This window comes from Priestia sp. JSM ZJ58, from assembly GCF_044383985.1.
Lineage (GTDB): Bacteria > Bacillota > Bacilli > Bacillales > Bacillaceae_H > Priestia > Priestia zanthoxyli.
Map to the genome: position 1 here is coordinate 3765742 of NZ_JBISEM010000001.1, position 14522 is coordinate 3780263.

Here is a 14522-nt window from a genome sequence, read left to right on the forward strand (position 1 = left end):
ATGGCCTGGATTGCATTAATAGCTGCTGGTTTCTGCGAAGTGGGATTTGTGATTTTCTTAAAACTTTCGGATGGATTTAAGCGATTGCTTCCTTCAATTGAATTTATCCTTTTCGGTGCAGGAAGTTTTTATCTTCTCTCCTTAGCGTTAAAAGAAATACCTCTTGGAACAGCTTACGGTATATGGACGGGAGTAGGCGCTGCCGGAAGTGTACTTCTTGGCATGCTTTTCTTTCGCGAAGCAAAAGATATGCGTCAAATTCTATTTATTTTTTGTATTGTAGCAGGTGTAATCGGCCTTAAAATCACTGGATAAGGGTATACTACTTCCCCTCTTTTCGTGCTATACTAAACTTGTAAACACTTTCAAAAAATAGGAGACGATGACAATGAACCTTGGGTTTGGAGAAATTGCCTTAATTGTATTTGTCGCTCTATTGCTTTTTGGTCCAAAGAAACTGCCGGAATTAGGAAAAGCTGCTGGAAAAACGTTAAAAGAGTTTAAAAACGCTACAAAAGGAATTATGGAAGAAGACGAAAAAGAAAAAGCCCCTCCTAAATAAGAGGCTTATATCTCTTTTAAAAGCTGACTCAAACGTTTGAGTCAGCTTCTTTGTGGTGAGAATATACTGAAATTCGATTTCGACCCGTACGCTTTGCTTCATATAAAGCCAGATCTGCTTGATGAACAATTGAAATGGGCTGTATGTTTTCGGATGGAACGACTGTCATTATTCCAACGCTGATAGTGACGCACTTAAACACTTCAGAAGCTTGATGGACAATTCCACGGCCCTCCACTTGCTGTCTAATAGCTTCTGCCATTTTTATCGCTTCATATTGATTAGCTCGAGGAAGCAATATACCAAACTCTTCTCCTCCGTATCTTGCGACAAAAACCGATTCGTCAAAGACAACGCTTTTAGCGATATTCGCTACTTCTTTTAAGCATTCGTCTCCTTGAATATGGCCATAGGTATCGTTATACGCTTTAAAATAATCAATATCAAATAAAAGAAAAGAAAGCGGCTCTTTTTCTTTCCGTGCGTATTCCCACTCGATTTCCAGCTGTTTATCAAGAGATCGGCGGTTGTTCAGACCCGTTAAGCCATCTTTCATGGACAGCATTTCAAGCTTTTTATTAGCTTTGAGAAGATCACACTCAGCCTTCTTTTTCTCCGTAATATCTCGATATTCCCAATAGTGGCCAATATACACGTGACCTTCATAGATTGGAATGTAGTCACGCGCATAAATTTTACCGTTAATAAACGTAATTTCTTCATCTACTATTGACTCTTTTGAATAAACGGTGCTTTCTACCGTTTTTAAAAACCTAGCAGGATCTTTCAACATAGGAGCGTGAGATAAAAACAGCTGATTACTTTCCAGTCCAACATATTGATTAGGAGGCCCGGGTATATCAAACATGTCACAAAAAGTTTGATTAATAACGGCTACTTCGCGCTCCGGCGTTTCAATCATGGTACCTGTCTTTGCATTTTGAACCATAACCGAAAACATTTTAGACAGTTTTTTATGCTGACTTGTCGTTACGCGAGATACATATATATATCTACCTGCTAGATACACTAAACACCCCCCTATAAAGGAAGCAGGGAGTAAATAGACGATAGTCGCAGCGGCGTGCTTCATATCTTTAAAAAGAAAGGACAATGAGAAAAATACGCAAAGCAAGCTAATAGAATTCATTAATTGAAAACGAATAAATGGACGATAAGGTAAGCGAACCGTCCACCCAGACAGTAAAGCCATTACGATAATTGTAGCAGCGCCTATTATTCCGCTTTCCGTAATTCCAAATAAAAGCAAACGCATTACTCCTATAATACAAGCTGCAATGATAGCCGGTATCATTCCTGCATAAAGACAAACAATTGTCACCGCTAAAAAGCGAAGGTCAAGAATAATAGTAGAATCTATTTTAATTGTATATATCATTAAAATGCTGCCTAATAGTCCATAAGAACATCCGTAATAAATTAAGCGATACATTTTATACCGTTTTATTCCTTCTACTCTATAAATGATTTGCTCTCGAACTATACTCGCAGCAAACAAGAAAGAAATAATTAACGTGATATTAAAGAGAAGTTGACTCACTCTATTCTTCACCTCTTTCCAAAAGCTAAAACAAAAACAATAGGCTTCTTAGCTTACATATTGTTTACAGCTGCTTTTTTATAACTAGTACTGTTTGATTTATCGAACAGTACTATCATTTTTTTTCTTCATTAAATAAAACTGTTCTATACTCTATTTGTTGCCGACCATCCTCACTATATAAAGAGTGTTTATCTTCCTTTTCTACAAGAAATTCTACTTGTTAGTATACTACTAAACTCTATGTGTACACATCACCTTTTACCTTTTTTAAAATATTTATCCATTTTCTATTTTTTGTATTTTTCACTGAAAGGTACGTAGTCGAAATGCAGCAAAAATAAAAAAAAGAGCGTCGATACAACGAGCGCTCTTTTTTATTTATGGCGTAAAAATTCCCAAAGCCCTGGCGTTTTGGAAAAATCAAACGTCTTAACAGCGGAAAGAATTTTAATCTTTAAATCTTGCTTTACGTCTTCTCTCTCATGCAGTGAAAAGCTTTGGACAGCTTTATTTAGTTTTGGTTCCAGCTTTTTTAATAAACGCCTTGACGCTTCTTCATCTCCGGCTTTCACTTTATTTACAAGCTCATATAGAGTTTCCATTTCTTCACTTCTTTCTTAAGTCAGTTGTTAATTCTTCCACTTTTTCTTCGAGTCGCTTTATATTGTTTTCTACACGCAGTAATAAATAAAAAGAAAGGACAGCGGGAAATCCTACGTTTCCAACAAGTTGAAGCCATTGAGGATCAAACATATCTATCACTCACCTTCATAATTTTTTTCAACTTGCTTAGCGCACGTTGGTAATGGTTAGAAACCGCTTGCTGAGAAATAGAAAAATAAGCAGCTATTTCTTTATGAGTCCAGCGTTCGACAATAATCAAGTGCAGCATACACTGCTGCTTGGCCGTTAATTGGCGAAATGCATGATGAAGAATACGATTTTCAAGTTGATTTCCTAAAAATTCATGCTCCCATACAGCTCCGTCCTGTACTCCTAGCATATCTTCAACTGTTCGATTTCCATCTAGCGCAGCCGGCTGCTGCAGGCGAAGAGGAATATATGAACGCTCTTTTTCTTTTACACGCATAACATCTCTGGAATAATGTCTGCAAAGCTTGTTAATATAATGAAGCAATCTAACTTCACTATAAAACTGATGAAATTCTTTGTTTAGAAGTCTTTGTTCTTTTGTATCATTTTTAACAACCGCTTTTTGTAATCGCTCATAGCGTTCTGGTGTCAAAAATGTATTCATTATATGAGTCTGAAGAGTTGCGCTGTGGTTTGTAAGAAATGTATGAAAGGTACATTCTTTGTCGTGCCGCTTTTCTTGCTGCGAATAGAGCTGAGTCATTGTGCAAATCTCCTCCTTTTTTTCTTATACTTATTAAAAAGGGAGAAAAGAGTAAAATAACAACACCAAAAACGAACGTTTGTTCTTATATAAATTTAACTATATTAGGTTTTTTATGTCAATATGATGAAATGCTCATTAATAATCAAAACGACTCAGTAAAAATAAAAAAAAGAGATTGAGACATAACGAAATGGATCCAATCTAAAGACGAACAAATAGGATACATGAGCTGGACTGCTTATTACACCGCAGTTGATTTCCGTGCAAGACTTCGCTTTCCGCGGGCGGCCGCTGAGCCTCCTCGTCGCTGGCGCTCCTGCGGGGTCTCACCTGTTCCGCTTTTCCCGCAGGAGTCTTCGCCTTGCCCTCTAATCAACTGCTAGAAGGAACGAAACAGATGAAATCTACGTTCTGCATATCAAAAAAAACGAAACACTAATCAAACATGTTGATCAGTGTTTCGTTTTTCACTTCGGCTAAAATATTTTTATCCCGGCCCTTTTTATTTCTTCTTCATGTATAGATTATTCTTCTCCTAAAACGCGATTGATACGTTTGCGAAGCATTGGCATTCCATTTCCACCCGCTTGGAAATGACGAAGCTGACCTTCTTTATCAAATACATAATATGCTGGTACATATTTATTTTCAAAAGCGTCTGTTAACTTATGCTCACTGTCTACATAAATTGGCTGAGTAATATCGTGTCCCATTGCCATTGCCTCAATAACACCCATATCTAAGTCATCTTCCGAACGAGGCATATGAACCGCTACAACATTCAATTGATCATCATACTCATCACGAAGATCATTAACTTCAGGCATTGCTTCTTTACATAAATGGCAGCTTACTGACCAAAAGTGGATAAGCGTTGCTTTATCACCTACTAAATCTTCCTTTGTTACTTCGTCGTTAATCCAAGATGTTGCTCCAGTTAATTCAGGCATTTGTTCACGTAATTTCATGTTAAAATCCTCCTCATAAATGAAACTGAATATTCCGTCTTTTATAATTAGAAAACTATCTTTTCTATCTTAATGGCAGCAGTAGAGGAAGTTCTCCTCTACGCCACCGTTATTTATTAAAGTGTTTTTTGACCTGGTTTCCAGTTAGCTGGGCAAAGTCCGCCAGTTTGAAGTGCTTGAAGTACACGTAATGTTTCTTCTACGCTGCGGCCGATGTTGTTATGGTTTACAACTGCATATTGTAATTCACCTTCTGGATTAATAATGAATAATCCGCGAAGCGCTACGCCTTCTTCTTCAATTAATACGCCGTAATCACGTGCTACTGCATGAGTTGGATCTGCAGCTAATGGATAATTTAAATCTCCAAGCCCATTATCTTTACGATCTGTGTTAATCCAAGCTAAGTGAGTATGAATTGTATCTGTAGAAACACCTACCACTTCAGCATCTAGATCCTCAAACTCTTCGTAGTGATCTGATAGAGCTGTAATTTCTGTTGGACATACGAATGTAAAGTCCATTGGATAGAAGAACAATACTGTCCATTTACCGTTTTTCATATTTTCTTCTAAACTTACTTTTCCAAATTCCTTATTTGCAAGTACAGCTTCCATTTCGAAGCGTGGTGCTTGTTTTCCTACCATACGTTCTGCCATGTCAAAACCTCTCCTTGTACAATGTATTTAACAAGCCTATGCTTGTATGTATTATTTTTAATGCAATCAGCACTATTTACTATTTGATAACGATTATTAGTATCATTATAAACTAGTAATAACTATTGATTACATTCTTTATTATACACGAGCTATTATTATAGTCAATACTTTTTTATAATCATTTTAATCTAGGATTGATTATCGAATATTTCTCACTCTTTTTATTCTTTCCCTTGATCAATCCTATGTATGCAGGGGTGAATGAACATAGAAGATACTAAAAAACTTCCCTTGTTTCAACATATTTGCTTTTACAGTGTGCTGCAACAAGATTTCGAATCTCAATTATGTTCTTTATAACTACAATAAAAGAGAATGAGACATAACGATCTAAATCCAATTTAGAGACGAACATATGGTATAAATCTTCTAATAAGGGTCACTACTTGTTACTTAAAACCTGCTTTTATCCTACCCATAAAAAAATCCGAACGAGTTTGATTCTCCATCAAGAATCAAACTCGTTCGGATCTTCCTTCAACTAAACTACTTTTGTCCAGCCTCTTTTATTTATTTCTTATCATTTGGATATACAAGACCGATTTGCTCTCGCACTTTATCCATCACATGCATTGTTAGATACGAATTTTCATAAGAATTTGTGTCCGATTCCATCTTTCCTTGCTTTAACAGCTCTACGAATTCATTTATTTCATAGTACATAGCAGGGTAAGGCTGATCGACTGTTAACTCTTCTACCCGTCCGTCATTGTATCGAATTTCTACCTTTTCAGCGGTATGTATTTTGTCAATAATCATACTGCCTTTTTCTCCTTGAATTTCACTTGGTAAATGCGAATTTGTAATCTTAGAATACATGATGACCGCGTCGCGATCTTCGTACTCTAAAGCAACTGATCCTTCTCCATCTACTCCAGATTCTAGCATAAACGCCGTTGCCTTTATTTTATGAGGCCCTCCAAACAACGTAATCAGAGGATACAGACAATATACACCTAAATCCATCAGTGAACCGTTGGCAAGCTCTGGCTTAAAGGCATTAAGCACGATACCTTCTTTGTATTTATCGTAACGAGAAGAATACTGACAGTAAGATGCCACGTATTTCCGAATTGGACCAATTTTATGTAAGTTCTCTTGAATCACGTTGAAGTTAGGAAGAAGGGTTGATTTCATCGCTTCCATTAGTAACACCTTGTGATTCTTGGCTGCTTGAATCATGCGAGTTACTTCTGCTGCATTGGCTGCGAGCGGTTTTTCACACAGTACATGCTTGTTATTTTTCAAAAATAAGATAGCCTGTTCTGCATGATAAGCATTTGGAGTAGCAATATACACTGCATCAATTTCAGCACTTGCTGCCATTTCCTCTAAATCAGTAAATATATGAGGAATATCATATTTACCTGCAAATTCTTCTGCTTTTTCAATGGTTCGAGAATAAACAGCTGCAAGCTGAAAGTCGTCTACATACTGAGCTGATTCTAATAGTCGATCTGTTATCCAGTTTGTTCCTATTACACCAAAACGAATCATCTTTTCATCTCCTTTTTATCATCTATGTTGTATTGTATCGTTTTTAAAAAGAAAAACGAAGAAATAATACAAAATCTATACCATTTTCCATTGCTTTATATCTATTTTGTTCTATATAAAAAAAACAGCTCACAACAAATGTAAGCTGTTTTTTTATATGACTCAAACGTAAGCTTATGCTTTCTCACCCACTACAGCAAAACGTTCGTTTACATAGTTTTTATTCTCTAACTCATCTATTAAAGCAATCGCATAATCAGCATAGCTAATATAGCTTTCATTTTGACTATTTGTGATCACGTGATCTTTTCCTAATTGATAGGCTCCAGTGCGAACACCTTCTGGGTCAAAAAAAGCGGCTGGGCTTAAATAAGTCCAATCTATAGTTGATTTTTCTAGTTCTTTTAAACCTTTGCCCATATTTGAAGCCGTTGGATAATAAGCTGCTGGAAAACCTTCTGTGCTCATTAAAGGCATTGTTTTTTCTTCATCTACAAATAAACTTCCTGCTCCGCCCACTACTGCGAGTCGCGTTTGAACACCTTGAAATGCTTTAATAAGTGATTGTATAGACTCAACGTGCATCTGTTCACTTCCGGGAGGTGCATTAAATGCGTCTACCACAGCATCGAACTGTTCAATGTCTTTTGAAGTAATGGAAAAAATATCTTTTTCAATTACGTTTGTTTGATTTTTTAGTTTAGAAGCATTTCGAACAATGGCTGTTACTTCATGTCCTCTCTGTTTTGCTTCTTCCATAATTAATTGACCTGCTTTTCCTGTTGCTCCAATAACGCCAATTTTCATTTTTATTCTCTCCTTTTATTTTCGTTGTAACCACAATAGTTACACATTACACAAAAAATTTGAGCTTTTATAACACTGCTTTTTCTTTTCAGCTCGTTGTAACCATTATAGTTACACGTCATTCAATTTGTCAACCTCACTATTCATTTTTTTACGAGATAAAAGATTTTAGGGATCGCTAAAAAATCCACAAAACAATAGCTTATTTACTATTTCAAAATATATCCATATTTTCAACTTATTTTTATCTCAGAGTACTTTTTTATGAAAAAAGGTTTCTTTTTTATAAAAAAGTGTTATACTAGGTATATTATTTCTTGTTCGGTGTTAACAAATAGAAAGACTTTCTTTAAAGTGATTCTTATTGAAATTGAGCAGAGATAGTAATATATTCGTGGATTTTCCACACAGGAGGTACTACAATGGTACAAGGTAAAGTAAAATGGTTTAATGCAGAAAAAGGTTTTGGATTCATCGAAGTAGAAGGACAAGACGACGTATTCGTACACTTCTCAGCTATCCAAGGCGAAGGTTTCAAATCACTTGAAGAAGGTCAAGAAGTTACATTTGAAATCGAAGATGGAGCTCGTGGACCACAAGCTGCTAACGTTCAAAAGTAATTGATTAAGAAGCTGTCACTAATGTGACAGCTTCTTTTTATGCTCTTTTTTGTTTTTTATTACATTTTATGAAACTTTATCCTTTTTCATTCGTATATGATAGTAGAAAAACAAACGAGGAGGATGAAGATGCACTCTATTTCACTATCAAATGTATCTAAAAGCTATGGGTCGCACAAAGCCGTCAAAGATCTTAACTTAACTGTAGAAAGTGGCGAACTATTCGGATTTTTAGGTCCTAACGGTGCAGGAAAAACAACTACTATTAAAATGATGACAGGCCTCTTAGAACCTTCTTCAGGCTCTATTGATGTATGTGGGATTAATGTATGGGATGCGCCCATTGAAGCAAAACGAAAAATTGCATACGTTCCTGATCAACCTACACTTTACTTAAAACTCACTGGTATGGAATACTTACAGTTTATTGCCTCTATTTTTAAATTATCTGCTGATGAATTCGAGACACGCTCCAATAAATGGCTAAGCCTTTTTCAGCTAGAAGAACGAGCAAATGAACTTATTGAGGGATATTCACACGGTATGAAACAAAAAATAGCCTTATGTGGGGCGCTTTTACATAACCCTGAAATTATTTTTTTGGACGAGCCAACTGTAGGACTTGACCCCAAAAGCGCAAGAACGCTGAAGAATCTATTGCGTAGCCTTTGCGATAGCGGCGTAACAGTCTTTATCACTACTCATATTTTAGAAATTGCTGAACAGCTTTGTGATCGAATTGGCATTATTTTAAATGGAGAAGTTATTGCTTTAGGTTCCATGAAAGAGCTTAGAGAGCAAGCGAACAATGATCAGTCCACCCTCGAAGACATCTTCCTCAATTTAACAGGGAATGAAGAGCAGCAAAACATCATAGAAGAACTTGCAAAAGCCGGTGAAATTCAATGATGAAACTCTTGCTTCAAACAGAAGGAAAACTACTTCTTAATCATTTTAGATCTTCTAAAAAACAGGCATACGCCACGGTTGGATTTTCTACTTTATTTATTGCTCTCATTGTGTATTTTTTATCAAAAGGCGTATGGAGAATCGCACCCTCTCTCTCTTTTGAGTTGATGAGCAGCTTATTTTCTTATAGCTGTTTATTATTAATAGGGATGCTGGTCTTAATGGGGATCCCACAGGTATTTAAAAACTTGTATTCTTCTTTGGACCTATCTTTTTTATTTACACTGCCCATTCCGACAAAACAGCTTTTTTGGGTAAAATATATTAAGAGTTTTCTTTCTACACCGTTGATAATGTTTTTTCTATTTTATATACCGTTTATCGTATACGGTATTCGAGTTCATACTAACTTTTTATTTTACATTATTTCATTTGCAGTTTTATTAAGTACAGTGGTAATTGGACTTTCTCTTTGTTATTTACTTAACCTTATATTGGTTCAACTCATTCCTGCACAGAGAGCAAACGAACTTATGACAGCCATGAGTGCTTTATCAGGTGTCATTGTGTATGTATTATTTCAACTTCCTAATTTCAGTTCTAATGGAGCACCTTTTGAAAAAGCAATAGCAGGCCTTCCCTTATTTCCTACATGGACGCCTTTTCACTGGGCAAGCATAGCGATAACTTCAAGTGCTAAAGGATCTGTTCATGCTTTTGTACCGGCGTTAAGTATTATGGTGTTAGCTTTTTTAAGTATTCTCTTATCTTCTTCTTTAGTGGAGAAAGGTTTTAGAACTGGATGGGTTCGTTTAAGTGAAGGAAAAGGAAAAAAGAGAGCTAAAATTTCATCAAGCAAAAAGTATAAAGTTCATCATCGGATTATGGTTATTGGTTTGACAGACTGGAAAAACATAAAAAGAGATTTGCGAGAATGGCTCGTTTTTATGCCTTTTGTATTCTTTCTTATCTTTCCTACCGTTGGTTTTTTAAAAAGTGGAGCTACCTTAGAGAATTTAATTTCTTATAAAGATAACGTATGGCTCGGCGTACAAGTTTTTTTCCTCTTCTTTTACGCTCTCTTTAACGGATCAATGTCTGCCTCTTCCATCGCGCGTGAAGCAGAAACAGCTTCACTTATAAAAAGTCTGCCGATTTCAAGTTGGCAACTCGCACTAGGTAAGCTGTGGATTAGCTGGCTGCTTCCTTTCATCCTGCTATCAACCATTGAAATTGTTCTAGGCTTGTTCATTCATTGGTCTGCTTTACAAATAATTGGTGGTATTTTGCTAAAAGGAATTTTAACCGTTGGAATTAGCAGTATCGGGATTTGGTTAGGTACTATTGGAGCTAAACACAATCCTAACAATCCTCAGAACCGTCTTACTTTTGGAGTTTCAATTCTCTTAGCAATTTTAGCCTATGTGTATTTGTTTATAGCGCTTATTCCATTTGCTTTACTAAACCTCCCTCCTTCATTTAAAGTATTTGCAGACGAACTTGCAGGAAGCGGATTTATTGGTTTCATAGCTGGTCTAGCTTCTAGTTTGCTTTCATTTAAAATGGCATATCCTGCTATAGCTTATCTAATAGGCATTGTTCTAATCATTATCTTTTCAGGAGGAATTGCTTTTCTAATGTTAAAACTTAGCACAACACGCTTAAAAAAAGGCATTCGAGTGGCAAAAGTACACTCCGGCTCTACTTTAGGGCGCCAAAGCTACAAAAAGAGTTTATAAAAATAGCTGCCTTTAAAAGGCAGCTATTTTTAACCAATTAAAATTTGATTTTCCTGCCAAAGGTTGGTCAAGTTTGTATCCGCGAGCCGCTGATGCGTCTCTTTTACGCTAAGCCAGCGATGCTTGTTGAAAACAAAGCGAGTTTCAGGAAGTTCAGTCCATATTTCCTGTACAGACTGGACATTTAACAGAACAAAGTTTGCTTCGTTTCCTTCTTCCACTCCATACTTTTCTTTTCCAATCAGCCGGGCTGGTATACTTGTAATCATTCGGAGCAACTGCCGCTGATCATCTGGACTTCCCATATGTGCAGCATAGGCAGTTAGTAACCCTACTTGCAGCAAGTCTGCTTTTCCAAACGGATGAAAGGGGTCGTTCACGTTATCAGATGCAGTAGCAATTGGAATCGCTGCTTTTTGTATGTCTCGAATACGCGTTACGCCTCGTCTTATAATTCCTTTATCTTCTCTTCCCTGTAAATATAAATTAGAAGCAGGTAATGTGACAACTCCAATTTTTGCCTCTTTCAAAAGATTTAAGATTTCTTTCACTTTTGCATCAGTCATTCCTGCAAGCGAGCAAAGATGCCCCACTACCACTTTTCCTTCCATATTCAGTTCAATCGTTCTATGAGCAATATTAATTATTGTATCAACAGACGGATCATCGCTTTCATCCACATGTAAATCAAGAGGTTTATTGTAGGCTTGAGCCAGCGAAAATAGAGCATCAATCTCTTTTTCTGGATTTCTAGCTAAATGAGGACAGCCTCCAATCGCATCAATTTCAAGATTCAATGCTCGTTCAATTTTATTCATCTTATGCATATCATCAATGTCTAGGTTAGAGAATAGCGGAACAACCTGCACGTCCATATATGGGCTTAATTCATCTCTCACTTCGACAGCCGCTTGTAAACTTCGAAATAAACTATCTTCTTCCATGCTGCAGTCAAAATCAATATGCGTTCGAATCGTAGTCGTACCGTTAGCTAATGCCTGCAAAGCAGTTTTAAACATTCGCTGCTTAATTTCTTCTTCTGGAAATGTCGGCAGGCTGCTGCTGTAATTTTTAATGGCTTCTTGAAGAGTTCCAGATAAATTGGGCACTTGAGGAAGCGAATGAGCTTTGTCTAAATGCATATGCATATCTACAAATCCTGGTAATAGCACACGACCCTGTGCATCAAGTGACGTTTCTTTTCCTAACACGGCTGCGTGTAGCGGAAAAAACTCGTCACCTTCAAGATAACCGTTTTGTAAAACGATAGAAGTATACATTCCATTTGAAATTTTCACTTCAAAAAGAGCGTGATCGTGCATAATTGGCAAGCGAACATTAATTAAGTGAAGCAATATAATTCCCTCCTCAATTTTTCAACTTCTTCATTTTTCATAGACCGCTTTATCTTCTCTATTATTTATTGTTTAAAGCATTAATTCGCCAAATTTCGCAAATCACCTTCTCTTTAAAGGCCTTTATTTACAGAGAAAAAAGCGAGAACAAAAAAAGGAGCAGCGTCCCCACGCTGCTCATCAAAGAAAAAATGCTAGAAAATAGATAGAATGTACTTCCCATGGTTAAATGAGGGCTTACAGATAAAGCTTCAGTGAGTGATTTCATGCTTTACATCGCTATTCTCCCCAGAAAGCAATGCAGATACAAACAAGAAATTTTCATTACTCGCTTATACTGTAATAGACACATAAGAAAAAGCCCAAACAAAGGCAGGTCTCTCAAATACAATGAGCAAAAACCTACCCGCCTGGGCTTTTATCCCTTCGGTGTCATATCCACTTCCTTTCAAAAGTGAATATGTGAATCGCTTGGACCAAACTTTCTACTAACGTAAAAATGGGAACCTAGATTCACTTTTTACTCATAGTCCTATCATTTACGGTGATAAGGTAGAAACGTCTGAGCCATATTCTCAAACATATATGAGTGAACCGTATTTAGCTTTTTCTTGTCTACAAATATACTATAGGTCTCTCTATAAGTCAACTATAAACGAATAATATTTTTAATTAAATTATATATAGTTCGTCTTTTACAAAAGTTTACTTTTTTAAAAAGTTTGTTAAACTATCTAACACAGTAGTTGCATCTTCCTATAATCCTGCTTATACTTCGAACTACTTACATTATCTATAAAGGTCTTCGCTCTGTTGAAGACAAAAAGCGATCTAGGGTTCCGTTTAACACATGTTAAAGGCTGGTCCGAGAGAGAGCGTACGGAACGGTCCGTATACACGGAAGGATAAAAGCCTGGGAGAATGACATCATTCTCCCAGGCTTTTCTTTTTTACTAGTATAAAATAGAGGAAAGAAGGGATTTATATGAACAACCAACCAGCGTTAAGTAAATCGCTAAAGGTATATCAAATTGTATTTTTGGGTCTTGCCTGGATGACTCCGATGATTTTCTTTACAGTTTACGGAGTAGCCTACGATGCGGCTGGAGGGCAAATGGTCCTTGCTTATTTAATTGCTTTTTTAGCTATCTTTTTTACCGCATATAGCTATAGCCGAATGGTAAAAGCATATCCAATAGCGGGATCTGCTTATACGTATACGAAAAAAGCTATACATCCTCGCCTTGGCTTTTTAGTAGGCTGGGCACTTCTTTTAGACTATATTTTCTCCCCTATTATCGCTATTTTAACATTTGGTATTTTTATGCATACGGAATTTCCTTCTATTCCTGTATACGTATGGGTCATTGTCATGAACATTATCTTAGCTTTAGTCAATATTGTTGGTATTAAATCTGTAGCTCGTATAAGCGGCATCTCTGTTGTAGTTCAGATTCTATTTATAAGTTTGTTTTGTTTATTTATCATCAAAGATATTGCAACAGGTCAAGCTAGTTCTTCTACTCTTTTTTCACTTCATCCTTTTTGGGCTTCAGATGTACCGTTTACGACTATCTTTTCTGGAGCTGCGCTCATTTGCTTTTGCTTTTTAGGATTTGATGCAGTTACAACAATGGCGGAAGAAACGATTCAACCGGAAAGGACAATTCCAAAAGCTATTTTTCTTATTGTTTGTATTGCAGCTGTTATGTACATCGCTATTTCGTATTTTACACAGATTGCCTATCCGAAATTCATATTTACTAATCCTGATAATGCTGCCTACACCCTTGTAAAATTAGTGGGCGGAAATCTTTTAAGCAGTCTATTTATTACGGTCTTAATTATCGCAACCTTTACTCAAGGAGTTTCTTCAGTCACAAGCGTGACTCGCTTTTTATATGCTTTAGGCCGTGAATCCGTGCTGCCTCAGAAGGTATTTTCATATATTCATCCAACGTTTAAAACGCCCGTGGTGAATATCTTGCTTGTTACCGCTTTTTCGTTTTTGGGAATGTTTATTGATTTAAACACAGCCGTTACTTTTGTCAGTTTCGGTGCCTTAACCGCTTTTACATTTGTTAATCTATCAGTCATTGCCCATTTTTATATTAAGTTAAAGAAACGATCGTTTACTGAAACAATACTTTATTTAATCTTCCCTTTGATAGGAGCGGCATTTATCGGATGGCTGCTCACACTGTTAAACAAAGACACTCTTTTGATTGGTGTCGCCTGGCTTACGGTTGGGTTTCTCTATTTTTTTGTAAAATCTCGACTACCGGCTCCTTTTGTAAAGAGAGATCATTCAAAAGTGACGGTCCCTGAAAAATAAACTGAAAAATCAGTTTTTGTGTCAGGTATTCTAACAAACTGCTTGTCAACTTATTTTCAAACATACTATACTACGATTAATCGA

General features: G+C 36.5%; 16 protein-coding genes and 2 riboswitches. Of the genes, 6 read left to right on the forward strand and 10 right to left on the reverse strand.

The genetic code is table 11. From position 1 onward, the window contains the following. A complete protein-coding gene (locus ACH6EI_RS19515) occupies nucleotides 1-315 on the forward strand; it encodes a DMT family transporter (protein WP_397377846.1) in 315 nt (104 codons plus the stop codon). A 73-nt stretch (nucleotides 316-388) separates the two neighbouring features. After that, nucleotides 389-562, forward strand: a complete 174-nt coding sequence (locus ACH6EI_RS19520; RefSeq protein WP_013055701.1) for a twin-arginine translocase TatA/TatE family subunit — start codon at nucleotides 389-391, stop codon at nucleotides 560-562. Nucleotides 563-590: 28 nt separating this feature from the next. Here ACH6EI_RS19520 and ACH6EI_RS19525 read toward each other — a convergent pair whose 3' ends face one another. The 9 genes from ACH6EI_RS19525 to ACH6EI_RS19565 all read right to left on the reverse strand — a co-directional run bounded on the left by ACH6EI_RS19525 (nucleotide 591) and on the right by ACH6EI_RS19565 (nucleotide 7480). Then, nucleotides 591-2123 (reverse strand): diguanylate cyclase domain-containing protein, encoded by a 1533-nt coding sequence (locus ACH6EI_RS19525; RefSeq protein ID WP_226313276.1) that lies wholly within the window; start codon nucleotides 2121-2123, stop codon nucleotides 591-593. 377 nt (nucleotides 2124-2500) lie between these two features. Then, nucleotides 2501-2728: a helix-turn-helix domain-containing protein gene (locus tag ACH6EI_RS19530; RefSeq protein WP_013055697.1), complete on the reverse strand. Its 228-nt coding sequence runs from the start codon at nucleotides 2726-2728 to the stop codon at nucleotides 2501-2503. Nucleotides 2729-2732: 4 nt separating this feature from the next. Then, nucleotides 2733-2879: a YvrJ family protein gene (locus tag ACH6EI_RS19535; protein ID WP_013055696.1), complete on the reverse strand. Its 147-nt coding sequence runs from the start codon at nucleotides 2877-2879 to the stop codon at nucleotides 2733-2735. Continuing rightward, the gene (locus ACH6EI_RS19540; RefSeq protein ID WP_048020133.1) at nucleotides 2872-3483 is read right to left on the reverse strand and encodes a sigma-70 family RNA polymerase sigma factor; all 612 of its coding nucleotides are present in this window, start codon (nucleotides 3481-3483) and stop codon (nucleotides 2872-2874) included. The genes ACH6EI_RS19535 and ACH6EI_RS19540 overlap by 8 nt, the downstream gene beginning before the upstream one ends. A gap of 244 nt (nucleotides 3484-3727) precedes the next feature. Continuing rightward, nucleotides 3728-3862, reverse strand: coding sequence for a hypothetical protein (locus ACH6EI_RS19545; protein WP_255293446.1), 135 nt, complete (start codon nucleotides 3860-3862; stop codon nucleotides 3728-3730). A gap of 148 nt (nucleotides 3863-4010) precedes the next feature. Continuing rightward, nucleotides 4011-4454: a TlpA family protein disulfide reductase gene (locus ACH6EI_RS19550; protein ID WP_013055693.1), complete on the reverse strand. Its 444-nt coding sequence runs from the start codon at nucleotides 4452-4454 to the stop codon at nucleotides 4011-4013. Nucleotides 4455-4570: 116 nt separating this feature from the next. Beyond that, complete coding sequence (locus tag ACH6EI_RS19555) at nucleotides 4571-5113, reverse strand: peroxiredoxin (protein WP_014461319.1); 543 nt, start codon at nucleotides 5111-5113, stop codon at nucleotides 4571-4573. 573 nt (nucleotides 5114-5686) lie between these two features. Next, nucleotides 5687-6673 (reverse strand): Gfo/Idh/MocA family protein, encoded by a 987-nt coding sequence (locus ACH6EI_RS19560; RefSeq protein ID WP_028412234.1) that lies wholly within the window; start codon nucleotides 6671-6673, stop codon nucleotides 5687-5689. A gap of 174 nt (nucleotides 6674-6847) precedes the next feature. After that, on the reverse strand, nucleotides 6848-7480 hold the full coding sequence (locus tag ACH6EI_RS19565; RefSeq protein ID WP_108674428.1) for an NAD(P)-dependent oxidoreductase: 633 nt from the start codon (nucleotides 7478-7480) through the stop codon (nucleotides 6848-6850). 422 nt (nucleotides 7481-7902) lie between these two features. Here ACH6EI_RS19565 and ACH6EI_RS19570 point away from each other — a divergent pair, with 422 nt between their 5' ends. The 3 genes from ACH6EI_RS19570 to ACH6EI_RS19580 all read left to right on the forward strand — a co-directional run bounded on the left by ACH6EI_RS19570 (nucleotide 7903) and on the right by ACH6EI_RS19580 (nucleotide 10748). Beyond that, entirely contained in the window at nucleotides 7903-8100 is a 198-nt protein-coding gene (locus tag ACH6EI_RS19570) for a cold-shock protein (RefSeq protein ID WP_013055689.1), read from the forward strand. Between the two features lie 129 nt (nucleotides 8101-8229). Continuing rightward, nucleotides 8230-9009 (forward strand): ABC transporter ATP-binding protein, encoded by a 780-nt coding sequence (locus tag ACH6EI_RS19575; RefSeq protein WP_249887389.1) that lies wholly within the window; start codon nucleotides 8230-8232, stop codon nucleotides 9007-9009. Then, nucleotides 9006-10748, forward strand: a complete 1743-nt coding sequence (locus ACH6EI_RS19580; protein WP_108674427.1) for a putative ABC transporter permease subunit — start codon at nucleotides 9006-9008, stop codon at nucleotides 10746-10748. Before ACH6EI_RS19575 ends, ACH6EI_RS19580 begins: the two co-directional genes overlap by 4 nt. Nucleotides 10749-10777: 29 nt before the next feature. On the opposite strand, the gene ACH6EI_RS19585 is transcribed toward ACH6EI_RS19580, so the two are convergent. Further along, a complete protein-coding gene (locus tag ACH6EI_RS19585; RefSeq protein WP_224979867.1) occupies nucleotides 10778-12103 on the reverse strand; it encodes an amidohydrolase family protein in 1326 nt (441 codons plus the stop codon). 507 nt (nucleotides 12104-12610) lie between these two features. Further along, nucleotides 12611-12712: riboswitch (purine riboswitch) on the reverse strand. A gap of 211 nt (nucleotides 12713-12923) precedes the next feature. Beyond that, nucleotides 12924-13025, forward strand: a riboswitch (guanidine-I (ykkC/yxkD leader). A gap of 63 nt (nucleotides 13026-13088) precedes the next feature. Here ACH6EI_RS19585 and ACH6EI_RS19590 point away from each other — a divergent pair. Next, on the forward strand, nucleotides 13089-14438 hold the full coding sequence (locus ACH6EI_RS19590) for an APC family permease (protein WP_108674425.1): 1350 nt from the start codon (nucleotides 13089-13091) through the stop codon (nucleotides 14436-14438). Nucleotides 14439-14522 lie beyond the last annotated feature (84 nt).

Excerpts from the sequence above, each read along its gene's own strand:
- ACH6EI_RS19515 (WP_397377846.1), top strand. The coding sequence starts at position 1 with ATGGCCTGGATTGCATTAATAGCTGCTGGTTTCTGCGAAGTGGGATTT.
- ACH6EI_RS19520 (WP_013055701.1), top strand. The coding sequence starts at position 389 with ATGAACCTTGGGTTTGGAGAAATTGCCTTAATTGTATTTGTCGCTCTA.
- ACH6EI_RS19530 (WP_013055697.1), bottom strand. The coding sequence starts at position 2,728 with ATGGAAACTCTATATGAGCTTGTAAATAAAGTGAAAGCCGGAGATGAA.
- ACH6EI_RS19535 (WP_013055696.1), bottom strand. The coding sequence starts at position 2,879 with ATGTTTGATCCTCAATGGCTTCAACTTGTTGGAAACGTAGGATTTCCC.
- ACH6EI_RS19540 (WP_048020133.1), bottom strand. The coding sequence starts at position 3,483 with ATGACTCAGCTCTATTCGCAGCAAGAAAAGCGGCACGACAAAGAATGT.
- ACH6EI_RS19550 (WP_013055693.1), bottom strand. The coding sequence starts at position 4,454 with ATGAAATTACGTGAACAAATGCCTGAATTAACTGGAGCAACATCTTGG.
- ACH6EI_RS19555 (WP_014461319.1), bottom strand. The coding sequence starts at position 5,113 with ATGGCAGAACGTATGGTAGGAAAACAAGCACCACGCTTCGAAATGGAA.
- ACH6EI_RS19560 (WP_028412234.1), bottom strand. The coding sequence starts at position 6,673 with ATGATTCGTTTTGGTGTAATAGGAACAAACTGGATAACAGATCGACTA.
- ACH6EI_RS19565 (WP_108674428.1), bottom strand. The coding sequence starts at position 7,480 with ATGAAAATTGGCGTTATTGGAGCAACAGGAAAAGCAGGTCAATTAATT.
- ACH6EI_RS19570 (WP_013055689.1), top strand. The coding sequence starts at position 7,903 with ATGGTACAAGGTAAAGTAAAATGGTTTAATGCAGAAAAAGGTTTTGGA.
- ACH6EI_RS19575 (WP_249887389.1), top strand. The coding sequence starts at position 8,230 with ATGCACTCTATTTCACTATCAAATGTATCTAAAAGCTATGGGTCGCAC.
- ACH6EI_RS19580 (WP_108674427.1), top strand. The coding sequence starts at position 9,006 with ATGATGAAACTCTTGCTTCAAACAGAAGGAAAACTACTTCTTAATCAT.
- ACH6EI_RS19590 (WP_108674425.1), top strand. The coding sequence starts at position 13,089 with ATGAACAACCAACCAGCGTTAAGTAAATCGCTAAAGGTATATCAAATT.